The sequence below is a fragment of the Bordetella sp. MIP270_01_BMS genome (assembly GCF_054958705.1).
Genome location: NZ_CM143297.1, coordinates 3,051,334 through 3,077,535 on the forward strand (window position 1 = coordinate 3,051,334; position 26,202 = coordinate 3,077,535).

A 26,202-nucleotide genomic window follows, 5' to 3' on the forward strand; every position below is an offset into this window, starting at 1 on the left:
TCACGCGAGTGGCGGGGCGTGCGGTCTCTGCATTTACCCGGACCGGGCCTGGATGGTTTGCAATACATGGTGCGCCACGGCATCGCCCGCGGCGGCCCGTTGTTCGATCGGAACCGTGAACAGGATGGCCTCGAGTTTGTTCTCGGCGTCAAACAATGCAGCTCGCAACCATGCTTCGTCGAGGGCCACGATTTCCTGTTCGGCTTCGCGCAACACGGCCTGCAAGTGTTCGATGCCGGCTTGCCGCGTCAGGTAGGCCTGGCAGGCTTGCTCCACCGCCTGCACGGCCTCTGGATATTGCCATGTATGCATGGTCGGAACGTATCGGTGGTGCGGAAGATTGCCTGAAAGGGGTGCGGCCGCGAGGGCTGCTGTGCAGGCGCTCGTACGGGCGCGCCGGCCGGCGCCCTCATGCGGCTCCGTCGGGCAGCACGAAAGAGAACGCTTCGCCCTCGATTGTTTCGCCGACAATGTGCGTGGACGTCAGCTCGCAGCGGGCGATGGGGCCACTGGTGAAGAACGACCATGCCTCGGCGCCATCGGGCATCAGGCCGACGAAGCCCAGTTCATCCCGCGCGATCAACGGATTGCCTGTGCGCAGGAATTCGTGAAAGACGAAAGGCATCCGGTATGCAAAGCGCCGCGAGCCATCTGCCCGGCGATAGGCGGCCACGCATTCGTTGATGCCGACCACCAGGTCGCCATTGCTGACCGCAGTTTGCGGAACGAGGCCGATGTTCGCATAGCCCACGTGCAGGCAGCGGCTGTCATGCCATTGCAGATATCCCCACGTATTGGCATCCGAGGTTTCCAGCATGCCGATCACGTCCAGGCCGGCAGTGCGTGCCTGCATGTCGGAACGCGAATCGCAGGGTACCCAGCGTGCGGTATCGGTGGAAGTCTGGCTCATTTGGCGATGATGGTGATCACGTTGCCTGCCTGCTCGACGAACTCGATGGTCGAGCCGGTGCCCGTCGTGCCCGGCAGGAAGAATTGACGGATGTTACTACCCGGAATACGGCCGGCGCCGATGATCGTGGACGGGTCGTTGTAGGCCTGGTTGAAGCGCCGGATCACTTCCGCACGGTTGGCCGGCGTATCGGCGATGCCGATACGGCTGGCGTTGCCTGCGGCGCGCTGGGCGTTGTAGGCATTGCTGGGATCGATATTACGGTTGAACAGAAAGTCGATCTTGCGGCCGTTTTCGCCAAATCGCAGTTCGTCCGGTGCACGGGCGGCCGCGGCGGGAGCGGGCGAGCGGGCTGCTTGCGCAGGCGTTTGCGGCGTTTCGGCCGCGGGCCGGGGGGTCGACCTGCCGACCGGACGTGGCGCCAGCCGATTCGCGCCCCGCGTGAGCAACGCGATCAGGGCGCCCACTCCCATGGCCATGGCGCCCTTGGCGAATTGTTCCGAGGCCTGGTCCAGTTCGCGAGCGGTGGACGCATTCTGTGTCAGGGTAAAGAACTGCACCAGATGCTGAATGCCATCGAAGATGGCCCAACCCACCAAAGCAAATCCGATGGCCAGCAGGGCGGCGTCGGCCACGAAGCCCACGCCCACGGCGTGCGAGCCCGCCCACACCACCAGCATGCCCACGATGATCGCCAGATTGCCGCCGCTGAGCGCAGCGCTCAGTTCGCTGGCGACCGCACTGGGCATGTACTTCGGCGCGCCGCCCAGCACATGGGCGTAACGGTCGGCGAGCGACCACTGGCTCACGGGGCCCACCGGGGCGGGGGAGATCATGGCCGGCTGCACGTTACCATGGCCGTCCTGTCCGGAAGTGTCGGGCAGCGACACCGCGACGATCTGGCCCACGCGCATCAGCGCCATCATCTGTTCGGCGGTTTGCTCAGGCGTGTAATGTCCACCCACCGATCCCGTGCAAACCAGCCGGCGGTAAAGCGCCGTGAGCTTGGCCAGCGATGAGTCGTCGCGCAGGTGCGGATACAGCAGGGCGCGCAGGCGCGCCGGATCGCGGATGATCAGCGAAGGCGCGACGCCCCCGAACACCGTCCAGGGGCCGATGAGCAAGAGTTCGCCTCCCCCTCGCAGGGCGGCGACGTCTCCGGATCTTTCAAGGGATCTGACGTCCATGGGGCATGTCGTTGTGCGGTGGAAACCGATACAGCGCTGCCCGGGCCTGCCCACGGGTGCGGGCCTGGCGAAACCGCGCCGGGGCAGCGGAATCCTAACAACGATTGCGCGCGGCGAAACGGAAACATCAAGCTTTGTCGCGTTTGTTTCATATCGACACTAGTCGCTGCTTTGCTGCCTACGGCGAGAGCAGGCCGATTCCGCCCACTCTCTGGGGGCCACCGCGGTGATGTGCGCGGCAGGCCGAGCGGGCCTGTGTCAGCGCCGGGGCGAGCGGCGGGGCCGGCGCACCAGGCCAAGCGACAATGCGGTGCCCACCAGAATGACCACGGCACCCGCCAGGATCTGCGTGGTGACGACTTCGTCCAGGAACCACACGCCCCACAACACCCCGAACACCGGCACCAGGAAAGTCACGCTGACGGCGGCCGTCGGCCCCACGTTGGCGATCAGGCGGAAGAAGACGATATACGCGGCTCCCGTGCACACCAGTGCCAATGCGATCGTCGACAGCCAGGCTTGCGCCGATACGGGATGTTCGGGCCAGGTAGCGATGGCCAGCGGCGCGAGCACGAGCGAGGCCGCGATCATGCTGCCCGTGGCATTCGACAGGGCGTCGACATCACCCAGGAAGCGTTTCGCCCAATTGGCCGCGACACCGTAGAAGAACGGGGCGGACACGGCCGCAAGCACGGCCGGCCCGTGGCCGCCTGTACCGAAATCCAGCTTGTCCCAAACCAGTACCACGATGCCCAGCAGCGCGATGGCCAGGCCCAGCATGCGGATACGGGGCAAGCGGTCGTTCAGCCACAGCCAGCCTATCACCGCGCCCCAGACGGGGGTGACGGCATTGGCCACGGACATGAAACCGGCGCCCAAGGACTGGGCGGCGTAGGCATACAGCAGGAATGGAATGGCCCCATTCAGTACGCCTACCATCAGGATCGCTTTCCAGCGGCGCGCCAGCAGCGGCAGCTTGCCGCGCAACGCGGCCAGGGGCAAAAGGCTCAGGGCCGCCAGCCCGACGCGCAGTTCCATCAGGGGTCCCGGGCCGAACTCGGGCACCGCCACGCGCATGAACAGGAACGATCCGCCCCATACCGCCGCCAGCAGCACGAGGTCTCGCAAGTCGCGGTAGCGCATGAGTTCGGAACACCCCGTCAGGACTTGCGCCGGCTGGCGCGGGTAAGCACGTTCTTCATCTTGACCCGATGGGCCAGTATGGCGCTGCCCAACGCCAGCAATGCGCACATCACCAGGCCGATGCGCACCCCGTCGAGCACGGAGGTGCGCCCTATCAGTATGCCGACCAGCGCAGTGCCGGCGGCGCTGCCGATGGCGCGCGTGGTCTGCACCAGGGCCGAAGCCACGCCCACATCGCGCCGCTCGCTCAGCATCTGCATGAACAGCGTCAGGTTGGGCAGCAGGAAGCCCAGGGCACAGCCGTTGACGAAGAAGGCAGCCAGGATCCAGAGGGTGGAAGTGCCGGGCCCGAAGCCCAGGACCATCAGCGAGCCGACGGACAGCAGGCAGCCGCCGAACACCATCAGGCGCTGGGGTTCGTTCTGTTTGGGAAACAGCATGCCGTTGACAATGCTGCCCACCGGGATGGCCGCCACCAGCGGCGTCAGTAGAAGCCCGGCCTGGCTGGGCGTGTAGCCCATTTCGACCTGGAGCAACAGGGGGCTGTAGAAAATCAGCACGAACATCACGGCGCCCACGGCCAGCGCCGCCAGGTTGAGCAGCTGGGGCTCGCGTGGCGCGATGACGCGCAAGGGGAAGATGGGAGACGTGACCCGCCGTTCGTAGGGCAGCAGCAGGGCAACGGCGGCCACGCCCGCCAGCGCGAGTGCAAGCGCCACTGTGGGGTGGGCATGCTCGCCCGAGGCGAAAGCCAGTTCCATGGCCGCCAGCGGGGCGCTGACGGCGATGACCAGCAGCAGGCTGCCCAGCCAGTCGATGCGCGGCCGGCCCGGCCCGGGATGCACCGGACGGATGCGCGGGAAGTAGCGCGCCAGCAGGAACAGCGCCAGCACTGCCGCGATCGGCGCAACAAAAAATGCCGCACGCCAGCCCAGCGCCTGGGTCACGGCGCCGCCCAGCAGCGGCCCCACGCCGCTGGCCATGGCAAAGGCCGCGGACACCAGTGCCAACCAGCGTACGCGCTCCCTGGCGTCGGGGAACAGGTCGGCGGGCGCCGCGAAGGCAGTCGCGATCATCATGCCGCCGCCGATGCCCTGCAGGGTGCGAAATGCGATCAGCTGCTGCATGGACTGCGCCAGCCCGCAGGCGATGGAACCCAGCGCAATGATGGACACCGACAACAGCATCAGCGCCTTGCGCCCGTACAGGTCGCCCAGGCGCCCGAAGATGAGGATGGAAGCGGCGGTGGCCAGCAGGTAGCCCGTGCCCACCCAGGCGTACAGGGCCATGCCGTTCAAGGCTTCGGCCACGCGCGGCAGCGTGGTGCTGACGATGGTGGAATCGAACGCCGCCAGCACCACCGTGGCCGAGACACCCAGCATGGCCTTGAGCAGATCGCTGCGCGAGCGGATGGGCGGCGCAGGAGGGGCAGGCGTGGGTGCGGGCGCGGCAGGCGTCGTCATGCCCCCAAGGATATCACCGTCGGTTTAGGGATTTCACCTATTTGAATAGCGCGTGGTATCCCAGTATTACGAGCACCACCGCCGCCACGGCCAGCCACGACCAGCGCGATGAGGTGAGCCCCCGTTCGGGTTCGGCCGGCTCGGGGGGCGGCGCCGTACGCGGTAGCTTGGCCATGTGGTCGATGAACGCGGCGAAGAACTTGTTGACCAGCTTGCCGCCGGCTTTCATCAGCATCGGCTCGCCCACTTTGCCCAGCGATCCGCCGGCCATGGCGGCCACGGTATAGCCCAGCCGCGTGCCTTCGTCTTTAGGGGTCAGCGTGATCTGGGCAGTGCCGATGGCCAAGCTGGCGGCCTGGCTCTTGGCGTCGAACGCCAGTGCGCAGCCATGCGGCGGATTCAGTTCCGATAGCAGCACGTCGCATTCGTAATGGGCGTCTTGACCGCCGACGCTGGTATGCAGCGACAGGGCGTATTCGGTGGCGGTACGCCGCTCGATCCGGACGCAGCCCGGCAGGCACTTCTGCAGGACTTCCGGGTCCATCAGGGCATCCCACGTCTGGTGTGGGGTGGAGGGAATCCATTGAGCATCGGCAATGCGCATGGCGGTCTCCTTGCAGGCCCGGGGACCTGATTGTCAACGGCTTTGAACCTATTCTGGCCCTTATCGGCGGGTTTGACCAGCGCCTGGGGCAGACAATGCCGTGAACAACGCAATCAGGGTGACATACAGACTGACGGAACGCATGCCTCGGAACATCAGTTCCGTGATGCCGAACACGGCAAAGCCCAGGCACACCGCCAGGCCCATGGCGGCCGCGGCACGTTCGGCCCGAGGCACGCCCTGGCGCATCCGCCGCGCAAACAGGCACGCCGGCGCGATGTACAGGACCAGTAACGCCAGCCCGCCCGGCAGCCCGTAGGTGACCAGCGCCATCATCACGTCGTTGTGCGGCTCGCCAAAATTTCGTGCCACGTAGGGCGAGACGGCCCCTTGCGCAGCGTGCTGCTGAAGCGCATCGTTGAAGCGGGAGCCGCCGCCGATGCCGGACCAGGGGGCCGCCTTGAACATTGTCCAGGACGCCTTCCAGAGCTGCAGGCGTATACACATGGACGTGTCGGCCACCGGGTCGACGGTGAGGCATTGCTCGACCTCGTGGGCACCCTCCAGCACGCGATCGCGCAGGGCGGGGCTGCTTGCGCCGACGGCAAGCGCCACCAGCCCGATGCCGACCAGCCCCGCCAGGGCCCGGAGCGGCCGGTGCAGCCATCCGGCCAGCCCCACGCCGATCAGGGCGAACACCGGGATGGCCATCCACCCGGTGCGGGTCTGGGTCAGCACGAAGCCTGCAAACGTGAGCGCCGCGACACCGATCTTGATGGCGCGTTCCAGACGGGGATGGCGCGTCAGGGGCCAGAGTACGCTGTAGGTCGCGAGCACGGCCATCAGCAGCATCAGGTTCCCATAGCCGACGGCATTGAATTGAGGCGTGATGGGGCGCTCGAGCGTCGGCCCCGTCAGGTAGACCACGATGGCCGTGGCCAGCAGGCCAGCGGCCATGGGGCCCCACGCGAACTGGCGCAGCCGCTCGCGATCCAGCAGCAGGAAACCCGCCGTCAGGCAGGGAAAGCCCAGGGCGATCCGCAGGCCGCGTTCGATCTCGGCACCGCCCCACTCACCATTGATGGACTGGCTGAGCAGCGCGGCCCCCAGGGGCAGGCACAACAGGGCGATCAATCCGCCATAAGGCCGCAGGACCGCCCCGCGCTGAGGCCCGGGCGCTGACATGATGACGATCAGGCAGGCCAGCGACAACACGTAGAACAGACCGCTGCCGCCGCCCGCGGAAAGCGTGAGCACGGGCAACAGGCCCACCAGGATGGTGACCAGCGGGGTGGCGTGGCGTAGAGTGGAGTACATCATGGCACTGGCCGTCCGGGCCGCCTGCAGCGTAGTGGGGCACTATCTACTGCAGCAAATACTACAAGATAATGCAAATGAAATAAAATCTGTCAAATTCCCGGCTTTAGACATATGTCATGGACGGCGCGGGACATCAAGCGGCTTGAATCCGGACGTACCAAGCGGAGACGCGGACGTCTCCTTGGGGCGTTTCGCCTTGGCAGTATAACCGAGTTAACGTCATTTACCGACAAATAGGGCCGTATTCAATCCACAGGACACATGTCACTAACATCTGCGGACTATTCAAGTATCCGGAAACAACCCGCCGCGGCGGCAACTCATACAATTCGCCCGGGATCGGCTGAGCCGGTTCATTACACAGCCACCTTATGCAATATCTGTTGACCGCGTTCCTGACTTCGCTGGTATTCACGGCCCTGATCATCCGGTGCCGCTTCTGGCGCAACGGCATGCTCACCGACCATCAATTGGTGGGGGTGCAGAAATACCACGCTACGCCTGTGCCCCGCATCGGCGGCGTCTCGCTGGTCGTCGCCATGGGCGTCACCTGTGTGGTGGCGGCCTTTCGCGAACCGCAAGAGCTGTCAGAGCTGCTTCTTTTGATGCTGGCCGCTTCGCCTGCCTTTCTCGGCGGGCTGGCCGAAGACCTGACCAAGAGCGTCCGCGTCCTCACCCGCCTGCTGCTGGCCATGGCAAGCGGCGCGCTGGCGTATTTCCTGCTCGGCGCCGCCGTTACCCGTGTCGACATCATCGGGGTCGACTGGCTGTTGCAGTTTGGCGTCGTGTCATTTGTCTTTACGCTGGTCGCCATCAGTGGTGCCGCGAATGCATTGAACATCATCGATGGCTACAACGGCCTGGCGGCCGTGGTGTCGGCCATGATTTTTGCTGGCTTCGCCTACGTTTGTTTCTACGTGGGCGACCGCATGCTGCTGATCGTGGCCCTGGGCATGCTGGGCGGCGTCGTGGGCTTCCTGATCTGGAACTATCCGCGCGGCCACGTCTTTCTGGGCGATGGCGGGGCGTACTTCCTGGGTTTCATGATAGGTGAGCTGTCGGTTCTGCTGCTGGCGCGCCACCCCGAAGTCTCTGCGTGGTTTCCGTTGTTGTTGTGCATCTACCCCATATTCGAGACTTTGTTCTCGATCTATCGCAAGCGCTGGCTGCGCGGGCGATCTCCCGGCGCGCCCGACGGCGTGCACCTGCACATGCTGATCTACAAGCGCGTGGTGCGGTGGGCAGTGGGTTCGCGCGAAGCGCATCACCTGACCTGGCGAAATTCGTTGACCTCGCCGTATCTGTGGCTGCTTTCTTCGCTGGCCGTGATCCCGGCGGTGCTCTTCTGGCAGATGCCGATCGTATTGATGACCTGTGTGGCGGTGTTCTCGGTGACCTACGTGATGCTCTATCGCCGGCTGGTATTGTTTCGCATGCCGAAGTGGATGCTCGTGAGGAAGAAGAAGCGAACAAATTGAGTGTTTTTGCGGTGCTGCCCATGGCAATAAAGGGCTGCAAGATGGCACCGCCGGAAAGCACGATCAACTCATACTTGGCTAGGCAGCTGCTTCCATGAAAACATGGTTCAGCCAAAAGCGCTCATTGAAGGTTTTCTATGCTGATTTCCGTCATTCTCTCCGGTGGTGCAGGCACCCGCCTCTGGCCCGTTTCGCGAGAAGGCTATCCCAAGCCCTTCATGAAGCTCGCCGACGGCGAAAGCCTGTTATTGAAGACCTACAAGCGGGCGGCCGCGGTGGGCGCCGAAGGCATCGTCACGGTCACGAACCGTGACTACTACTTCATGAGCAAGGACGAGATGGCACTGGCCCAGGTGGATGTTTCGTCCAACGCGTTCCTGCTGGAGCCTGCCGGTCGCAATACGGCCCCGGCCGTGGCCATGGCCGCACACCAGGTGGCCGCGCTGTACGGGCCCGATGCCCTGATGCTGGTATTGCCGGCCGACCATCTGGTGCAAGACCTGGCTGCCTTCACCCGTGCCGTCGAGGCTGCCAAGGTCCTGGCCGAACAAGGCAAGCTGGTGACGTTCGGCATTATCCCCACGGCACCTGAAACCGGGTTCGGCTACATCGAGACCGGCGCCGATCTCGGGGGCGGCAAGCAGGTCGTCAGATTCGTCGAGAAGCCTTCATTGGACAAGGCTCGCGCCTACGTCGACTCCGGCCGTTTCCTGTGGAACTCGGGCATGTTCTGCTTCAAGGCTGGTACGGTCCTGCAGGAAATCGCTGCCGTGGCGCCTGATGTGGATACGGCCACCCGCGCGTGCTGGGACTCGCTTTGCGCGGCCGGCGCGGGCGAAAGCGCAATGGCGGAGATTCCCGCCGACACGTTCGCGCAGGTGCCCGATATTTCGATCGACTACGCCGTCATGGAGCGCTCTCCGAATGTGGCGGTCGTGCCGGGCGATTTCGGTTGGAGCGATATTGGGTCATGGATTGCCATGAGCGACCTGACACCCCCCGATGCCGACGGCAACCGCGCCGCAGGCAACGCCGTGTTCGTCGACAGCCAACGCGTCTATGTCCAGAGTGACGACCGGCTGGTGGCAGCCGTTGGCGTACAGGACCTGCTGGTCATCGACACGCCCGACGCGGTGCTGGTGGCACACGCCGACAAGGCGCAGGAAGTGAAGAAGGTGGTGAGCAAGCTGAAGCTGCAGGGTCATGACGCTTATCGGCTGCATCGCACCGTAACGCGTCCCTGGGGCACCTATACCGTGCTTGAAGAAGGCTCGCGCTTCAAGATCAAGCGTATCGAGGTCAAGCCGGGCGCGAGCCTTAGCCTGCAAATGCACCACCATCGCAGCGAGCATTGGATCGTTGTCAGCGGTATGGCGAAAGTCGTCAACGGCGACCAGGAACTGCTGGTGGCGACGAACGAATCCACCTATATCCCGGCCGGGCACAAGCACCGACTCGAAAACCCGGGTGTGCTCAATCTGGTGATGATCGAAGTCCAAAGCGGCGAATACCTGGGCGAAGACGATATCGTACGTTTCGCAGACATATACGGGCGCGCATGATGGTTGGAATGGTCAGGGCTATATGGAACTACCGCGGCTTTATCGCGGGCAACGTGAAACGCGAGTTCCAGTCGAAATACCGCAATTCCATGCTGGGAGCTGTATGGAATGTGCTCAACCCGTTGTCGATGATCGTCATCTACACGGTGATCTTTTCGCAGGTCATGCGGGCCAAATTGCCGGGCGTAGATGGCACGTTCGCCTATAGCATCCACTTGTGTGCGGGCGTGCTGACCTGGGGGCTCTTTGCCGAGATCGTCAGCCGTGCTCAGAACACCTTCGTCGACAACGCCAATCTGATTAAGAAATTGAGCTTCCCGCGCATGTGCCTGCCGGTAACGGTAGTCGCCAACGGCCTGGTCAATTTCGCAATTATTTTCACGCTGTTCACGCTGTTCCTGATCGCCACGGGCAACTTCCCCGGATGGCCTTTCGTGGCGCTGGTGCCGGTGCTGACCGTGATGGTTGCCTTCGCCGTCGGCCTGGGGGTTACCTTGGGAGTGCTCAACGTTTTCTTTCGAGATGTCGGTCAGTTCTTCGCGATCTTCCTGAACTTCTGGTTCTGGGGCACTCCCATTGTGTATCCCGCGAGCATTCTTCCGGAGCGCCTGCAATCGCTGATGCAATTCAATCCCATGGCCGTATTGGTGGGCGCCAGCCAGACAATCCTGATGCAGGGCGAATGGCCCGATATGCGTGCATTGGCTTGGGTGGCCGCATTGGCGGCCTTGTTGTGTTTACTGGGCTTGCGGCTGTTCCGCCGGCATGTCGGCGAAATGGTGGATGAACTCTGATGGGCAGCATTACTGTCACGAATCTGGGTAAAGCGTACAAGCAGTACCCGACGCATTGGTCGCGCCTGATTGAATGGATGGATCCGCGCGGCACGCCGCGTCACAAGCTCCATTGGGTGCTGGAGGACCTGAATTTTGCTGTGGCGCCTGGTGAAGCGGTGGGAATCATCGGCATCAATGGCGCCGGCAAGAGTACGCTCCTGAAGATGATCGTCGGAACCACCCAGCCGACGACCGGGTCGGTTTACATGAGCGGTCGCGTTGCTGCCTTGCTCGAACTGGGCATGGGCTTCCACCCCGAATTCACCGGTCGCCAGAATGTGATCATGGCGGGCCAGCTGCTCGGGATGAGCGTCGGAGAAGTCCTTTCGTGCATGCCCGAGATCGAGGCCTTTGCAGAAATCGGCGAATACATCGACCAGCCTGTGCGCGTGTATTCGAGCGGCATGCAGGTGCGCCTGGCTTTCAGCGTGGCCACCGCCGTGCGCCCGGACATTCTTATCGTGGACGAGGCGTTGTCGGTCGGAGACACGTACTTTCAGCACAAGAGTTTCGATCGTATCCGTGAGTTCCGGAAACTCGGGACGACGCTCCTGCTCGTTTCGCACGACAAACAGGCTATCCAGTCGATTTGCGACCGCGCCATTCTCCTTAGCGCGGGCAAACTCTTGATGGAAGGCGAGCCCGAAGCTGTCATGGACTACTACAACGCCATGCTCGCAGACCATCAAGGTCAGGAGGTCAAGCAAGAGGTACTCGAGAGCGGCAAGGTGCAGACGGTGTCGGGCACCGGCGAGGCGACGGTCACGGATATCGCATTGCTCGACAAGTCGGGAAATCGTCTCGAGGTGCTCGATGTCGGACAAGCCGTCACCCTGCAGGTCGAGGTGCAGACGCGAGACTTCATTCCCCGACTGGTGTTGGGATATGGCATCAAGGACCGGCTCGGCCAGGTTATCTACGGCACCAATACAGATCTCAAGAAGTGCGCGTTGACCGACGTGGCGCCCGACTCCAAGCTCCTGTTCAGGTTCGATTTCGAAGCGAATCTAGGCCCGGGCGACTATTCCATCCAGACCTCCTTATCGAGCACCGACACCCATCTGGTAAACAACTACGAATGGCGAGATCTTGCCCTGGTCTTCAATGTCATCAACATTGACAAGCCCTTTTTCTCGGGCGTGGCTTGGCTGGATCCCGAAGTCGTCATCGAGCGATCAACATGAGCTTCATCTCGTACGCGCAGAACCTCGAAGATGTCATGCTGTGGCGGGCCTTGAGGCAAGTGGACAAAGGCTTTTATATCGATGTGGGAGCCAATGACCCGGCAGAGGACTCCGTCACCAAGGCCTTCTACGACCGGGGTTGGCGCGGCATCAATATCGAGCCCGTGGCGACGCACTGGAAAAACCTGGTCGAAGCCCGCCCGGACGACATCAACCTTCAGTGCGCGGCCGGTCGCGAAGTCGGCGAGCTCGACCTTTGGGATTCCGAGGTAAGGGGCTGGGCCAGCGCTGCGCCCGACGTGATTGCGAATCGCCGAGCCGCAGGGCACGCTGGAACCATGATCAAGGTGCCGGTTCGACCTTTATCCGACATCTGCGCGACCTATGTCACCTCGCCCGACATTCATTTTCTGAAAGTCGATGTAGAGGGGTTCGAGGAAGCCGTCATCGAGGGCATGGATTTTTCCAGGTTCCGCCCATGGATATTGATCGTGGAATCGACGAGCCCGGATTCCACCGAAGAGGTTCATTACCGATGGGAAACCCGGGTTTTGAATAATGGGTATGCCCTGGCCTATGCTGATGGGTTGAATCGATTCTATGTCGCCGATGAGCGTGCGGAGCTTGCGGCCTTGCTGCGATACCCACCAAACGTTTTTGACGACTACAAACGCTCAGGCTGGGTTGCCGCCGAAGTGCAGGCGCGAGAAAGTGAGCAACGATTCCAAGCGGCCGAATCCGAGCGACAGCTCGCAGAGCAACGCTTAGACCAGGCGGACGCAGAGCGACAGCTGGCCGAGCAACGTTTGCACCAGGCAGAGGCGGAGCGGCACCTGGCGGAGCAGCGATTGAAACAAGCAGAGGCGATGCATCAGACCGCCGAGCTTGATATGCGCAATGCAGAGGAACGAGCTCGGTCCGCCGAGCACCAGCGTGCACAGCTGGAGCAGCAGCTCCGGGACGTATTCGCGAGCACGTCCTGGCGCATAACGGCACCCATGCGGTGGGCCATACGCACTTTGTTCCCGCGCGGGTTGAAGGCCGCGGCCAAGTCGGCGCTCAGGTGGAGCGCAATGCGCGTGAATCGCAACCCGCGACTGCGGCGCTTTGCACTGAGCGTACTGAACGGCGCCCCCGGATTGAAGAGCAGGTTGCGACGGGTGGTTGAAGGCCCCGGCGCCGCAGCGTCAGCCGGGTCCGCGCACCTCGACTTCTTCAATGGCACGAGCCTCACGGCTCACGGCAACCGCGTATACGACGAGCTGAGAGCGGCATATCAACACCTCAAGCGGGAGAAGCTCTAATGCGCATAGTGCTCGATATGCAGGGGGCGCAGACCGAAAGCCGTTATCGGGGCATAGGCCGTTACGTGATGGGATTCGCCAAGGGCGTTGTCCGGAATCGCGGCGATCACGAAGTTTTGCTGGCGCTGAATGGCCTGATGCCCGAGTCCATTGAAGCGATAAGAAGCGAGTTCGAGGGGCTGTTGCCGCAACAGAATATTCTGGTCTGGCATGCGGTGGGGCCGGTGGAAGAGTGTGTGCCCGGCAACGACGCACGTCGGGAAATTGCAGAGATTGCTCGGGAAGCGTTCATCGCAAGCCTCCGGCCAGACGTCGTTCACCTGGGTAGCTTGTTCGAGGGCGTCGCGGGCTTCGGCGTGACCAGTATCGGGGAGTTCGACAACACGACGCCGGTAAGCGTGCTACTGCACGACCTGATACCACTGGTGAACTCGGCCAAGTACCTGGATCCCCATCCGGAAGTGTCGCGTTGGTATTTCCGGAAAGTGGAATATCTCAAGCGGGCCTCAGTATTGCTCTCGAACTCGGAGTTCACCAGGCAGGAAGGGCTGACGAACCTGGGCCTGCCGGCAGAACGTATCGTTTCAGTCTCGAGCGCGACTGATGGCGCTTTTCGAAAGTTGGTCGTCAGCCCGCAGCAGCAGGCCGTTCTTCAGGCGAAGTTCGGCCTGACCCAGAACTTCCTTCTGTACACCGGTGGGGCGGACGAAAGAAAGAACCTGCCACGCTTGATCGACGCCTATGCCCAATTGCCGGCGGAATTGCGCGCCGAAGTGAAATTGGTGTTTGCAGGAAAGATGCCGGCTCATGAGTCCGAGGCGCTGCGACAGCAGGCCAAGGCAAGGCGCATTGCCACATCCGATTTCATACTGACCGGGTACATCAGCGACGAAGAGCTCATATGGCTATATAACCTGTGCAGTGCTTTCGTGTTTCCGTCCTGGCACGAAGGATTCGGTTTGCCTGCGCTCGAGGCGATGGCGTGCGGTGCACCTGTTATCTGCGCCAATTCGAGCAGTCTTCCCGAAGTGGTGGGTCGGGATGATGTCCTCTTCGATCCCTCCGATACACGCTCAATTACCGAAAGCATGATCAGGGTTCTTCGCGATGCCGAGTGGCGCGAGAGCTTGAGAGAATACGGGCTGGAACAGTCGAAGCGGTTTTCCTGGGACATCGTCGCGCGGCGTGCCATCGAAGCATGGACGGGGGTGGTGTCATCACGGCGGTTGGGCGATAAGCCTCCACGGCCGGATGCCTTGGCCGCCGCGGTGGTCGGCCGATTGACGAAAGAGGCCGATTCGCAGATTCTCAAGCCGCTCGCGGCCTGCCTGGCCCAGAACGCCCAGACCGGTTTCCAGAGGCAGTTGCTTGTCGATATTTCGCAGCTTTACCAAGACGACGCGCGTACGGGTGTTCAGCGCGTCGTGCGAAATTATCTGCGTTGCTTGATGCAGTCCCCGCCCGAGGGGTTCAGCGTCGAACCGGTGTATGCGACGGCGCACGAGGGCTACCGGTATGCTCGCCGCTATGCACACGCCGCGCCCCGACAGGCTGATGGCGCATCCGATGCCACGGAGCTGCCGATGAGATGGCAGCGTGGCGATATCTTCTTCGCATTGGACATGCAGCATCAGGTCCAGATAGCGCATCGCGAGTTCTATCAGACCTTGATGCGTCACGGCGTGACGGTGAAGTTCCTGGTTCATGATCTCCTGCCTATCGAGATGCCGGAATGTTTCTGGAACTCGGAGCTCACATCGCTACACGAGCAGTTGATGCAGGTCATCGCCTCCAGCGACGGCGCCATCTGCGTTTCCAAGGCGACTTCAGATGCCTTGCTGGCCTGGATACGCGATCAAGGCCTGACGACTTCGCGGGATTTCCAGTGCACATGGGTCCATAACGGGGTGGAGACGGCTGCGGAACCGGCAGGCGAACTCCCGGCTGATGCCGAGGCAACGCTATCCATCATCCGGTCCCGGCCCAGCATTCTTTGCGTGTCGACGATTGAGCCTCGCAAATGCCAGGTACAGATTCTCGACGCGGTAGAACTGCTGTGGGCCGACGGTGAGGATGTCAATCTGGTCTTTGTCGGGCAGTTGGGTTGGAAAATGGAGGCGTTCGCCGACCGTGTGCGCCAGCACGTCGAAGCTGGCAGGCGCCTATTCTGGTTGCAAGGTATCAGCGATCGCTATCTGGACGCGATCTACCAATCTTCCAGCTGCCTGGTAGCGGCGAGTCTGAATGAAGGGTTCGGCTTGCCTGTAATCGAGGCGGCTCGACACAAGGTGCCCGTTATTGCTCGAGACATCCCCGTATTTCGCGAGGTGGCGGGTGATGCAGCATGGTACTTTTCCGGCGAGTCCGCGCATGATCTTCGGCAGTCGCTCGGACAATGGCTGTCCATGTATCGCGAGGGAACGCATCCGCGGTCCGAGCATATCGCCTGGTCCAGTTGGGAAGACAGTGCGGAACATTTGAAAACCGCGCTGGTGCAGAACGCGGCGAGACCACAGCTCTTCGTCGACATCTCGGAGTTGGTGCGCCACGATGCCAGAACCGGTATTCAGCGCGTGGTACGCAGCCTGTTGAAAGAGTGGCTCGAACATCCTCCGAGAGGCTATACGCTCGCACCGGTCTACGCGCAACTTGACCAGCCTTATCGCTACGCCAGAAATTTCGTAGCGCGTTTGATGGGCAGCGATGCCGGCGGGCTGAAGGATGACTTGATCGAGTTCTCGCAGCGCGATGTCTTTATTGGGCTGGACCTCTCGCCGCCCATCAGCCTGGCACAGGCCGCCTTCTACCAGACGATGCGTAGGCAGGGCGTGCAAGTGAAATTTGTGGTCTACGACCTGTTAGCATTGAATCCCGCCTACTCGGAACCGCCCGTCGTGGCGAATTATGAGCGATGGCTTGCGGAGGTGGTCGCTGAAAGTGACGGCGCCATCTGCATTTCAAAAGCGACGGAGGGCGAGCTCACCAAATGGCTTGCCGCCCATCGACCTCAGCGGATGAGGTCATTTTCAAAAGGCTGGTTCCATATGGGGGCCGATCTGGAGAATTCGATTCCGACGGCTGGCTTGCCCGACAACGCGCAACAACGGTTGGCCGCGTTCCGCGCCGATCCGTCCTTTCTGATGGTCGGCACGCTGGAGCCCCGTAAAGGCCATGCGCAGGCGCTGGACGCATTCGAGGCACTGTGGCGTGCCGACCGCCCGGTCAATCTCGTGATAGTCGGGAAAGAAGGCTGGAAGACGGCCGAGCTGGCAGAGAGGCTGCGCAATCACCCCCAGCACGGCCGCCGGCTGTTCTGGTTCGAGGACGCGAGCGATGAGTTCCTGCAGCAGATGTACCGGGCTTGCATCTGCTTGCTTGCGGCCTCGTATGCAGAAGGCTACGGCTTGCCCCTCATCGAAGCCGCGCGTCACAAGCTTCCGATACTGGCGCGCGATATCCCGGTGTTCCGCGAGGTAGCGGGGCATCATGCGGCTTATTTTGAAGCGCAGGAAGGCCAAGACCTCGCCGACGCGATCGATCACTGGTTGTCGCGCAATGCCGAGGGCCAGGCGCCCGCCTCCGACGGTATGCCCTTCATGACATGGAAAGACAGTGCTGCCCGGTTGAGTGAGGTCCTGCTCGATGGGCAGGGCACGGCTGCCGGCCCTGAAAACGCTGCGTAGCCTTGAAGCTTCGCCGACTTAATAATTAATCGATCGTATGAACAATATATCCATCATTACGGGCATTACGGGTCAAGATGGCGCGTACCTGGCGCAGTTCCTGCTGGACAAGGGCTGCACTGTTTATGGCACCTTCCGGCGCACCAGCTCTGTCAACTTCTGGCGCATTCAAGAGCTCGGGATCGATCAGCATCCGAATTTGCACCTGGTGGAGTACGACTTGACGGACCTCTCCGCCAGCATCCGTCTTTTGGAGCGCACTCAGGCGACCGAGGTCTACAACCTGGCCGCGCAAAGTTTCGTGGGCGTGTCGTTTGACCAGCCTGTCACCACGGCGGAAATCACCGGTATCGGCCCGCTGAATCTGTTGGAAGCCATTCGGGTGGTGAACCCGAAAATTCGCTTCTACCAGGCAAGCACGTCCGAGATGTTCGGCAAGGCGCAGTCGGTTCCGCAGGTCGAATCCACGCCATTCCATCCGCGTAGTCCGTACGGTGTCGCCAAGCTTTATGCCCATTGGATAACGATCAACTACCGGGAAAGCTACGGCATCTTTGGGTGCAGCGGTATTCTGTTCAATCACGAGTCGCCGCTGCGTGGCCGTGAGTTCGTTACCCGCAAGATCACTGATTCGGTGGCCAAGATAAAGCTCGGGAAGCTTGACGTGCTCGAGCTAGGCAATATGGATGCCAAACGCGACTGGGGCTACGCCAAGGAATACGTAGAGGGCATGTGGAGCATGTTGCAGGCCGACGCGCCCGATACGTACGTACTTGCCACCAATCGCACGGAAACGGTGCGTGATTTTGTCCGCATGGCTTTCAAGACTGTGGACATCGATCTGGATTTTCAGGGAGCGGCCGAGAGCGAAGTCGGCATAGATGCGGCAACCGGCAAAACGCTGGTCAAGGTCAACCCGCGGTTCTACCGGCCGGCCGAAGTCGATTTGTTGATTGGCAATCCGGAAAAGGCTCGCAACGAGCTGGGTTGGGAACCCAAGACCACGCTCGAGCAGCTGTGCACGATGATGGTTGAAGCGGACATCGGTCGAAATGAGCGCGGTTTCTCGTTCTGACGCGCCCCGCGCCCTGGTGACGGGGCTGTGCGGGTTTACGGGTCGCTATCTCGCACAGTCGTTGCAGCAGGCGGGCTACCGGGTGTTTGGCACCGCGCACGGTGCCGAACGGTTGGCGCCGGATGTTTATGCGGCCGATCTCTGCGACCGTGCGGAAATGGCGCGGGTGGTGGCCGACGTGCAGCCCGACGTTGTGGTGCATCTGGCCGCAATTGCGTTCGTGGCGCATGGCGACGCGCAGAGTATGTACAGCACGAACGTGGTGGGTACGCGCAATCTGCTGGATGCTCTGGCGGAACTCGACCGTCGGCCGCGTGCCGTGCTGCTGGCCAGCAGCGCCAATGTCTACGGCAACGCCCAGGTAGAGACGATAGACGAATCCGTGCTGCCTGATCCGGCCAACGATTATGCGGTCAGCAAGCTGGCAATGGAGTACATGGCGCGGTTATGGACGGACAAATTGCCGATCGTCATTGTGCGACCGTTCAACTACACAGGAGTCGGGCAGGCGCCGCAGTTTCTGCTGCCGAAGATCGTGAGTCATTTCCAGCGTGGTGAACGTGTCATAGAGCTGGGAAATATCGACGTGGAGCGCGACTTCTCCGATGTGCGCCGGGTTGTCGACGCGTATCGGCGCTTGCTGGAACAGGCGCCGGCCGGCGGCGTGTTCAACGTGTGTTCCGGACGGGCGGTATCGCTGAAAGCCGTGATCGCCATGATGGAAGCCATAGCCGGCTATCGTATCGAAGTGCGCGTCAACCCGGCCTTCGTGCGTTCCAACGAGGTTCGCAGACTGCAGGGCAGCGCCGACAGGCTTGAGCAAGCCATCGGTCCGTTGCGCCACATTGCGTTGCAAGACACTCTGCAGTGGATGTTTAGCGGGAAAGAGCCGGAATGCGGGTAGGAGTCGACGCGCGCCTGCTGGCAGCGCCCATTACGGGCATCGGCCGCTATGTGTGGCAGACTTCGCGCGAACTGCTCGCCCGGGACGGCGAATTCTTCCTGTATATGCCCGGAGAGCCCATCGCCGGCGATTGGTCGGCGCGCAATGCGCGCGTCCGCTCGATGTCCATGCCAGGCCGCGCGGGACGCATGCTCTGGTCGCAGAGCGTCATGCCATGGCAGGCGGCGCGAGATAAAGTTGATGTGTTCTGGGGGGGCGCGCATCGCCTGCCGCGCTTTCTGCCGCGCTCCATCGCGCGCGTGGTCACGATCCACGATCTGGTGTGGCGCCACGCAGGTGAAACCATGCGTCCGCTCAGCCGCTGGATGGAAAAGCGGTTGATGCCAGACGCCGTTCGGTTGGCCGATCGAATCATCGCGGTGTCGCACAGCACCGCGCAGGACGTGGAAGACGAGTTCCCTGACGCCCGCGGTAAGGTCCGGGTGATTCATCTGGGCGTGACGCCGATGGGTACGCCGGTACCTCGGACCGCTTTGGTCCAACGCGGTGTGGAACGCCCTTATTTTCTGTTTGTGGGCACCCTCGAACCGCGCAAGAATCTGCGCCGACTGCTGACCGCCTTTGCACGCCTGCCAGAATCGGTGCGCAGCGGTCATCAGATGGTGATCGCGGGAGGCAGCGGCTGGGGCGGCGTGGATGTGCACCAGCTGGCGCGCGAGCTTGGCATCGCGCGAGATGTCGTCGTCACGGGATACGTGGATGACACGCTTCTCGCCTCACTGTATGCGCATGCCCGGTTCCTGGCCATGCCGTCGCTCTATGAGGGCTTCGGTCTGCCGCTGATCGAGGCCATGTCTTGCGGCGTACCGGTATTGGTATCAAACGTCTCTTCACTGCCCGAAGTGGCGGGGGACGCAGGGCTGCAGGTGGATCCGCGAGACGAAGCCTCGATTGCCCAGGGCTTGCTGCGCTTGCTTGCCGACGATGACCTGCACGGCGCACTGGCGTCGCGTGCGCGTGATGTGGCCGCCGGATTTTCATGGTGCAAGGCGGCTCGAGAGACGTGGGAAGTCTTTGAAGAGGCGTGCGCAGTGCGACGCGATTCCCCGAGGCAGAGTTCATGAATCCGCCGTTACGCGTCTTGCACGTTTACCGCGTTTATCACCCCGATCCGCCCGGCGGCGTCGCCGAGGCCATGCGTCAAATCTGCCTGGCAACTTCGTTCCACGGCGTTCAAAGCACCATTTTCACGCTGTCTTCGCAGCCCAGCCCCCCGCAGCTGGATCGCCCCGAGGGTCGCGTGGTGCGGGCCCGTTCGTGGGCGGCGCCGGCGTCCTGCGATCTGGGCGGGCCGGGCGCGCTGCTCCGATTTGCCGAGCAAGCTCGCCAGGCCGACGTCGTCTGTTATCACTTTCCCTGGCCATTCGCGGATTTGATGGATCTGGTGACCCGGCCCAAGGCGCCCTCGGTGCTCGTGTATCACTCGGATATCGTGCGGCAGCGCTGGTTAGGGCGCGCGTATGCGCCGTTGATGCGGCGCATGCTCTCGTCGGTGTCCAGTATCGTTGCGACCTCGCCCACCTACGCCGCGACGAGCCCGGTCTTGTCTGATGAACGTTGGAAGCACAAGGTCCGCACCATACCCCTGGGCATCGTGGAATCCCCGGAAGTGGAGGACACGGGCGTGTTCAGCCGGCTGGGCGTGGCGGCGGATCGGCCTTACTTCCTTTTCCTGGGCGCGCTGCGCTACTACAAGGGCCTGCACACCCTGGTGGCTGCAGCCAGGCAGGTCGACGCGCCGGTGGTCATCGCCGGATCGGGCACGGAAGACGAAGCATTGCGGGCGCTTGCGACCCGTCTTGGCGCCCGCAACGTGATATTTGCTGGGCAGGTGTCTGACGCCGAGAAAACCGCACTCATGAAACGTTGCCTGGCGTTCGTCCTGCCGTCCCACCTGCGGTCGGAGGCCTACGGCATGGTGCTCGTGGAAGCCGCCATGCATGCACGGCCGCTGGTCTGCTGTGAGATCGGGTCGGGCATGTCGTATGTCAACGCGCACGACGAAAGCGGCCTGTTGGTGCCGCCCGAGAACGAAAATGCACTGGCTGCGGCCATGAATGACTTGTTGAACGTGCCGTTGCTGGCGAACCGGCTGGGGCAGGGCGCCAGGGCGCGTTACGAGCGTTTATTCTCCGGAGCCCCGCTGGGGCAAGCGTACGCGGCGCTGTTTCGCGAATTGGCGCAACGTTAAGAAGGCTGCGAATGGCGCCTGTATGCGTTATGCTGGCCAGTTATTGTTTTCGTAAGTTCACGCCTGACGGTCGCCCGGCGTGGATTTTCCGCATTTAATGTCCACTCGAATTCTCATCGTCCGCACCTCGTCGCTCGGCGATCTAGTTCACATGCTGCCGGCGATATCCGACATCGCCCGCCATGTGCCCGACGCCGTCATCGATTGGGTGGCGGAAGAGGCGTTCGCCGAAATTCCGGGTTGGCACCCTGCGGTGCACGAGGTTATCAAGGTGGCTCACCGGCGCTGGCGCAAGGCGTGGTGGTCCGCCCCCGTCAAGGCAGAACGGCGCGCGCTGGCCGAGCGCCTGCGCGCCGTGCAGTACGACGTCATTCTCGATATGCAGGCGTTGATGAAGTCGGCGTGGCTGGTGCGTCAGGCCCGCGGGGCGCGCCACGGCCTCGATTGGCGGTCGGCTCGCGAGCCGCTGGCGTCGCTCTTCTACCAGCATCGCCATCGGGTCGAATTCTGGCAACCTGCGGTGATACGGCAGCGGACCCTGGCTTCCCTGGCTTTCGACTACACCTATGACGGGCCGCCGGACTTCGGCCTGCAGGCCTTCGTGCAAGAGGCGCGCGCGCAAGCGCGCGCCTGCGTTGCGCGCACGGAAGACTGCGCGCGTCCGCATCATCACCTGAATACGGATCACGGCTACGCCATCATCATGCCGTCGGCCAGCCGGGACGACAAACTCTGGCCGGAAGACGATTGGCGCGCCGTGTTCGCGCGCCTGCGGTCAGCCGGGTGCACTTTGCGCCTGCTGGCAGGCAACGCCCAGGAAACGGCGCGTGCGCAAGCGCTGGTCGAGGGCCTCGATGGGGTGCAGGTGCTGCCGCGCATGGACCTGACCGCCATTGCCCGCCAGCTGGCAGGCGCGCGCATCATGGTCGGGCTCGACAGCGGGCTCACCCATCTGTCGGCGGCCCTGGGTAGACCTACGGTCGGCATCTATCGCGCATCGACACCGGTGCGCACGCCGCTGGTCGGTTCGAGTTTCACGGCCAGCCTGGGCGACCGGGGTGCGCCGCCGTCGCGCGAAGCCGTGCTGGCCTCGGTAGACCAGGCCCTGGCGGCCGACTGACATGCCGGCCAGCCCTGCCCGCCTGAACAGGCGCCGCGAGGTGGCGGCCTGACATGCGGCGCGGCGCCTATACCCTGGCCCTGCGCGCGGCGGCCCCGCTGGTCTGGCTGTGGATGGCGCGGCGAGCCCGGCGCGCGGGGGGAGACTGGGGCATTTTTTCTCCGGCGCGCTTCGGGCGGCCCGATCGGTCCGACCCCGCTCCATTCGCCCGGCCCCCCGTCTGGGTACATGCCGTCAGCCTGGGTGAGACGCGCGCAGCACAACCCCTGATACAGGCCTTGCTCGAACGCGAGCTGCCCGTGCTGCTGACGCACACGACGGCCACGGGCCGCGCCGAAGGGGCGCGCCTGTTCGCCACGGCGATTGCGGCCGGCCAGCTGCGCCAGACCTGGCTGCCCTACGATTTTCCGGGTGCGGTGCGGGGCTTTCTGCAGCGATACACGCCCCGTTGCGGTCTGCTGATCGAGCGCGAAGTGTGGCCCAACCTGCTGGCGCAGGCACGCCGGCAAGGCGTGCGCATGGCGTTGGTGAGCGCACGCTTCTCGGCCTCGTCGTTGCGGCAGGCGCGATGGATGGGGCAGGCTCTGCGCGAGGCGCTGGCGGGCCTGGACGCGGTGCTGGCGCAGACCCTCGATGACGCCCGGCGCCTGGAGCTTGCGGGCGCGCAACAGGTACAGGTCACGGGCAACCTGAAATTCGACCTGGAACTGCCGCGGGATCAGGTGCAGGCCGGGCGGGCATGGCGACAGGCCCTGGGGAGGCCGGTGGTGGCGGTGGCCAGCACCCGCGAAGGCGAAGACGCCCCTTTCGCGCACGCCATGCGCGCGCGGGCCGGCGGCGGCCGCCCTGTGCTGTATGTCCTGATACCCCGCCATCCGCAACGATTCGACGACGCAGCGGCGCAGATGCGCGCCGCGGGCCTGTCGTGCGCCCGACGTTCCAGCCTGCAGGCGCGGCTGGAAGGCCTGCCGCCCGTCGACGGCGACGTCGACGTGGTGCTGGGGGATACCTTGGGGGAAATGGCTTTTTATTACGCGGCGGCGGACGTGGCCATCGTGGCAGGCAGTTTTGCGCCGCTGGGCGGGCAGAACCTCATCGAGGCCTGCGCAGCCGGCGTGCCGGTGGTGGTCGGTCCGCATACTTTCAATTTCAAGCAGGCTGCCGAAGACGCGATCGCCGCCGGCGCCGTCGTGCGCGTCGCGGGTCCGGCGGCGGCCCTGGATGCGGCGCTGGGGTTGCTTGACGATGATGCCCGGCGCCGTGCCATGGGCGAGGCGGCGCATCGCTGGTCGGCGGCGCATACCGGCGCCAGCTCCCGCACCCTGCGGGCGCTCGACGGCTGGCTGTAGCCTGCGGCACGGGGTATTGCTTCGCACCCGCACGGGCCGCCGGGTTGCCGGGCCCCGGTGGGGGCATGGGTGCCGGCCTTGAACGATCCTGCGTCAGGGGCCGGCGCTGTACCCACCCGGGCTCTCGGCCAGGCGCCCGCGCGGAGAGTCAACGCCGGATAACCACTTTATCGGCGTTGAGTTCCTGGCCCGCGCTCGCGCGGTCGCGCCCGGCGTCGTCGGGGCTGCGCCCCAGCCAGCCCTGGCCCATGGCATATACCCAGACGTTGGCCACTACGATCAGCAGGAACAGTACACGCATGTGAGGCACGCTCAGAAGGATTGCGGATCGGGCTGCGCCGCCAGCAGGGCCAGCCCGTCCAGGACCGGGCGGTCAAGGTAGGTCGGCGCGGGAGGCTGGCCCGCGACGGTACTGGCCAGCGACAGCAGGCGCACGGTTTCTTCTTGTACCTCGGGCCAGCCGCCGCCGGCCACGTATATATCGACCGGGCGTCCGAAGTGCTGGCTGGCGGCGAGCCACTGGCGCACCACGGCCCCCGCCTGGGCAGCGGCAATTCCCGAGGCGATGGCCTGGTGGGTGTCGACGGGAAAATCGGTTACCTGCCCGTCCGCGACGGGCAGATTGGCCGTGCCGCGCGCCAGCGAACTGCGCATCAGCGCAGGTCCGGGCAGAATGAGCCCGCCGATGAATACATTGTCGGCGCCCACGGTATCGATGGTGGTGGCGGTGCCGAATGACGCCAGTACGAAGGGCGCGTGGCCGGATGGCAGGCGGCTGAGCACGCCCAGCAGCGATACCAGTCGGTCGGACCCGAGCTGGGAAGGCTGGGTGTAGCGATTCTGCAGGCCCAGCAGTTCGGCGCGCGAGCGGATCCAGTGCACCGGACAGGCGTGGCGGGCAAGCGCCGCGCGGATGCCCTCGCCGCGCTCGGCGCCGGCTACGTTCACGCCCAGGGCCAGCGTGGGGGTGCGGTCCAGTGTGCCCAGCCAATCGCCCAGCGCGTGGGGATCGAGATTGTCGAAGGCCACGGCCGCAGGCTCGCGCGGCTCGGCGGCCGAGCTAGGGTCTAGCCAGCCCACCTTCAGGCGGCTATTGCCGGAATCGATCAGCAGGATCATGAATGGTTCTCCGGCAGGGCGGCCGCCGGGCGGATGGAGATCTCGCCGACCGATACCGGCACTTTGCCCTGCGCGGTTTGCACATACAGGCGCCCGTGTTCGTCCAGGCCGCTGGCCGTGCCGTCGAAAAGTACGGCGCCCTGGTCGATGACGTTCACCGCGCGGCCCGCCAACGCGTCGACCGCCGCGTAGCGGTGTTGAAAGGCCCCGAAGCCCTGCGCTTCGAACTCGCGCACGGCCGCCTGCCAGGCCAACGCCACAGCGCACACGATATCGGTGGCGCTGACGGGCTTGCTGCCCGCTTGTTCGACCACACAGGTCCAGTCGGCGACCGACCGGCCGAGGGCCTGGGACAGGGCGTGGGCGTCACGTAGATTCACGCCCATGCCTATGACGACGGCATAGCCGCCCGGCACGGCCGGATCGCGGGTGGATTCGACCAGCACGCCCGCCAGCTTGGCGTCGTACCACTGCACGTCGTTGGGCCATTTGACGCAAAGCCCCTCGGCTCCGCCGGCCAGGCCGCGCAGGGCCTCGCAGGCCACCAGGCCAGCCAGGGGCGACAGCGCGGGCAGGCGGGCAGGCGGAATGCGCACCGGATAGGCACACGAAAACATCAGCGCGGCGCCGCTGCGGTTCTGCCAGGGACGCCCCGCGCGGCCCCGCCCGGTCTGTTGCAGGTGCGTGCCCAGCAGCCAGGTTCCGGCACCGCCGCGGGCGCGGGCCAGCAGGTCGGCGTTGGTCGAGCCGGTGCTGGCCGTCCAGTCGACCGACTGGAAACCGTCCAGCCGCGCGGACAGCTCTCGCGCCAGCGCCTCGGGCGCCGGCAGGTCGGTATGGCGGGGATCGTGAGGCATGGCGGCGATTGTAGGGCACCGCGGCAAGGCGGGTCACCAGGCGGCGTCCGATTGTTAACATGAAGGCTGCCAACCCCATTTGACGCTTTCTTATGTCCGCACGTACCGAAACCGAGGTTTACACCGGCGAAGCCGGTGCCATCGACTGCGCCATTGACTGGCCCGCGGAGCCGCCCCGCGGCTGGGCCCTGGTGTTGCATCCGCATTCGCTGCAAGGCGGTGCGCGTGACAACAAGGTCGTGACCACCATCGCGCGGGCCTGCGTGCAGCATGGCCTGATGGCCGTGCGGCCCGACTTCCGCGGCGTGGGGAAATCGGAAGGGCAGTTCGACAAGGCCCGCGGTGAAACGCGCGACATGCTGGCCCTGGTCAGCCAGGTGCGGGAAAGGCATGCCAAACTTGCTTCCGCGCCGTGGGTGCTGGCTGGCTTCTCGTTCGGCACGGCGGTGGCCGCGCAGACCTATGCGGCGCTGGCCGAGGCCGGCGATCCTGCCTTGCCCTCCGCCCTGATGCTGATGGGGGCGGCAGTGCAGCGATTCCAGGCCCAGGAAACCGAAGTGCCCGCCGACACATTGATGGTGCACGGCGAGAACGACGACGTGGTGCCCTTGTCCGAAACCCTCGATTGGGCCCGGCCCCGCGACCTGCCTATCGTGGTGGTGCCCGGCGCCACGCATTTCTTCCATGGCAAGCTGCTGGTATTGCGTGCGCTGGTGCAGGCGCGCCTGAAAGTGGCGCTCGACTGACTGCGCCGGCCCTCTTGTTCGCCAGGCATGTAGGGCGGTGCGCGCTTGTAGCGGAACGTTAGCGCGCCCGCGCAGTCTCATACCACTGCCTATAATGTTGCAGCTTT

23 protein-coding genes are annotated in these 26,202 nt (G+C 63.9%); 13 read left to right on the forward strand and 10 right to left on the reverse strand.

What is annotated here, in order from left to right; genetic code table 11:
• Nucleotides 1-33 precede the first annotated feature (33 nt).
• From ACV17W_RS14300 to ACV17W_RS14330, 7 genes are all read right to left on the reverse strand, one after another.
• A complete protein-coding gene (locus ACV17W_RS14300) occupies nucleotides 34-312 on the reverse strand; it encodes a hypothetical protein (RefSeq protein WP_462592992.1) in 279 nt (92 codons plus the stop codon).
• A 97-nt stretch (nucleotides 313-409) separates the two neighbouring features.
• Complete coding sequence (locus ACV17W_RS14305) at nucleotides 410-910, reverse strand: hypothetical protein (RefSeq protein WP_462592993.1); 501 nt, start codon at nucleotides 908-910, stop codon at nucleotides 410-412.
• A complete protein-coding gene (locus ACV17W_RS14310; RefSeq protein WP_462592994.1) occupies nucleotides 907-2,097 on the reverse strand; it encodes a hypothetical protein in 1,191 nt (396 codons plus the stop codon). The genes ACV17W_RS14305 and ACV17W_RS14310 overlap by 4 nt, the downstream gene beginning before the upstream one ends.
• Nucleotides 2,098-2,355: 258 nt before the next feature.
• Nucleotides 2,356-3,240, reverse strand: coding sequence for a DMT family transporter (locus tag ACV17W_RS14315; protein ID WP_462592995.1), 885 nt, complete (start codon nucleotides 3,238-3,240; stop codon nucleotides 2,356-2,358).
• A gap of 17 nt (nucleotides 3,241-3,257) precedes the next feature.
• On the reverse strand, nucleotides 3,258-4,622 hold the full coding sequence (locus tag ACV17W_RS14320; RefSeq protein ID WP_462596558.1) for an MFS transporter: 1,365 nt from the start codon (nucleotides 4,620-4,622) through the stop codon (nucleotides 3,258-3,260).
• A gap of 118 nt (nucleotides 4,623-4,740) precedes the next feature.
• Nucleotides 4,741-5,307, reverse strand: a complete 567-nt coding sequence (locus ACV17W_RS14325; protein ID WP_462592996.1) for an SRPBCC family protein — start codon at nucleotides 5,305-5,307, stop codon at nucleotides 4,741-4,743.
• Nucleotides 5,308-5,367: 60 nt separating this feature from the next.
• The gene (locus ACV17W_RS14330; RefSeq protein WP_462592997.1) at nucleotides 5,368-6,627 is read right to left on the reverse strand and encodes an O-antigen ligase family protein; all 1,260 of its coding nucleotides are present in this window, start codon (nucleotides 6,625-6,627) and stop codon (nucleotides 5,368-5,370) included.
• Nucleotides 6,628-6,998: 371 nt separating this feature from the next.
• Between ACV17W_RS14330 and ACV17W_RS14335 the strand changes: the two genes are divergently transcribed.
• The 12 genes from ACV17W_RS14335 (at nucleotide 6,999) to ACV17W_RS14390 (ending at nucleotide 23,373) form a co-directional block, all read left to right on the forward strand.
• Nucleotides 6,999-8,105: an MraY family glycosyltransferase gene (locus ACV17W_RS14335; protein WP_462592998.1), complete on the forward strand. Its 1,107-nt coding sequence runs from the start codon at nucleotides 6,999-7,001 to the stop codon at nucleotides 8,103-8,105.
• Nucleotides 8,106-8,242: 137 nt separating this feature from the next.
• A complete protein-coding gene (locus tag ACV17W_RS14340; protein WP_462592999.1) occupies nucleotides 8,243-9,667 on the forward strand; it encodes a mannose-1-phosphate guanylyltransferase/mannose-6-phosphate isomerase in 1,425 nt (474 codons plus the stop codon).
• Nucleotides 9,667-10,461, forward strand: coding sequence for an ABC transporter permease (locus tag ACV17W_RS14345; protein ID WP_462596559.1), 795 nt, complete (start codon nucleotides 9,667-9,669; stop codon nucleotides 10,459-10,461). The genes ACV17W_RS14340 and ACV17W_RS14345 overlap by 1 nt, the downstream gene beginning before the upstream one ends.
• Nucleotides 10,461-11,687, forward strand: coding sequence for an ABC transporter ATP-binding protein (locus ACV17W_RS14350; RefSeq protein ID WP_462593000.1), 1,227 nt, complete (start codon nucleotides 10,461-10,463; stop codon nucleotides 11,685-11,687). The genes ACV17W_RS14345 and ACV17W_RS14350 overlap by 1 nt, the downstream gene beginning before the upstream one ends.
• Nucleotides 11,684-12,991: an FkbM family methyltransferase gene (locus ACV17W_RS14355; RefSeq protein ID WP_462593001.1), complete on the forward strand. Its 1,308-nt coding sequence runs from the start codon at nucleotides 11,684-11,686 to the stop codon at nucleotides 12,989-12,991. Before ACV17W_RS14350 ends, ACV17W_RS14355 begins: the two co-directional genes overlap by 4 nt.
• Nucleotides 12,991-16,674, forward strand: coding sequence for a glycosyltransferase family 4 protein (locus ACV17W_RS14360; protein ID WP_462593002.1), 3,684 nt, complete (start codon nucleotides 12,991-12,993; stop codon nucleotides 16,672-16,674). The genes ACV17W_RS14355 and ACV17W_RS14360 overlap by 1 nt, the downstream gene beginning before the upstream one ends.
• 37 nt (nucleotides 16,675-16,711) lie before the next feature.
• Nucleotides 16,712-17,749: a GDP-mannose 4,6-dehydratase gene (gene gmd, locus ACV17W_RS14365; protein ID WP_462593003.1), complete on the forward strand. Its 1,038-nt coding sequence runs from the start codon at nucleotides 16,712-16,714 to the stop codon at nucleotides 17,747-17,749.
• A complete protein-coding gene (locus ACV17W_RS14370; RefSeq protein WP_462593004.1) occupies nucleotides 17,727-18,653 on the forward strand; it encodes an NAD-dependent epimerase/dehydratase family protein in 927 nt (308 codons plus the stop codon). Before gmd ends, ACV17W_RS14370 begins: the two co-directional genes overlap by 23 nt.
• Nucleotides 18,644-19,777 (forward strand): glycosyltransferase family 4 protein, encoded by a 1,134-nt coding sequence (locus tag ACV17W_RS14375; RefSeq protein WP_462593005.1) that lies wholly within the window; start codon nucleotides 18,644-18,646, stop codon nucleotides 19,775-19,777. Before ACV17W_RS14370 ends, ACV17W_RS14375 begins: the two co-directional genes overlap by 10 nt.
• Nucleotides 19,774-20,904 carry a glycosyltransferase gene (locus ACV17W_RS14380; protein WP_462593006.1) on the forward strand — a complete coding sequence of 377 codons (1,131 nt, stop codon included), beginning with the start codon at nucleotides 19,774-19,776 and terminating at the stop codon, nucleotides 20,902-20,904. Before ACV17W_RS14375 ends, ACV17W_RS14380 begins: the two co-directional genes overlap by 4 nt.
• A 97-nt stretch (nucleotides 20,905-21,001) precedes the next feature.
• Complete coding sequence (waaC, locus tag ACV17W_RS14385) at nucleotides 21,002-22,024, forward strand: lipopolysaccharide heptosyltransferase I (RefSeq protein WP_462593007.1); 1,023 nt, start codon at nucleotides 21,002-21,004, stop codon at nucleotides 22,022-22,024.
• Between the two features lie 53 nt (nucleotides 22,025-22,077).
• A complete protein-coding gene (locus ACV17W_RS14390; protein ID WP_462593008.1) occupies nucleotides 22,078-23,373 on the forward strand; it encodes a 3-deoxy-D-manno-octulosonic acid transferase in 1,296 nt (431 codons plus the stop codon).
• Between the two features lie 148 nt (nucleotides 23,374-23,521).
• Here ACV17W_RS14390 and ACV17W_RS14395 read toward each other — a convergent pair whose 3' ends face one another.
• From ACV17W_RS14395 to ACV17W_RS14405, 3 genes are read right to left on the reverse strand one after another with little or no spacing between them, the layout of a single operon-like run.
• Nucleotides 23,522-23,674, reverse strand: a complete 153-nt coding sequence (locus ACV17W_RS14395; protein WP_462593009.1) for a hypothetical protein — start codon at nucleotides 23,672-23,674, stop codon at nucleotides 23,522-23,524.
• A gap of 11 nt (nucleotides 23,675-23,685) precedes the next feature.
• The gene (locus ACV17W_RS14400; protein ID WP_462593010.1) at nucleotides 23,686-24,492 is read right to left on the reverse strand and encodes a type III pantothenate kinase; all 807 of its coding nucleotides are present in this window, start codon (nucleotides 24,490-24,492) and stop codon (nucleotides 23,686-23,688) included.
• Complete coding sequence (locus tag ACV17W_RS14405; protein ID WP_462593011.1) at nucleotides 24,489-25,349, reverse strand: biotin--[acetyl-CoA-carboxylase] ligase; 861 nt, start codon at nucleotides 25,347-25,349, stop codon at nucleotides 24,489-24,491. The genes ACV17W_RS14400 and ACV17W_RS14405 overlap by 4 nt, the downstream gene beginning before the upstream one ends.
• 92 nt (nucleotides 25,350-25,441) lie before the next feature.
• On the opposite strand from ACV17W_RS14405, the gene ACV17W_RS14410 reads away from it, so the two are divergent.
• Nucleotides 25,442-26,095, forward strand: coding sequence for an alpha/beta hydrolase (locus tag ACV17W_RS14410; protein ID WP_462593012.1), 654 nt, complete (start codon nucleotides 25,442-25,444; stop codon nucleotides 26,093-26,095).
• The last annotated feature ends 107 nt before the right edge of the window (nucleotides 26,096-26,202 follow it).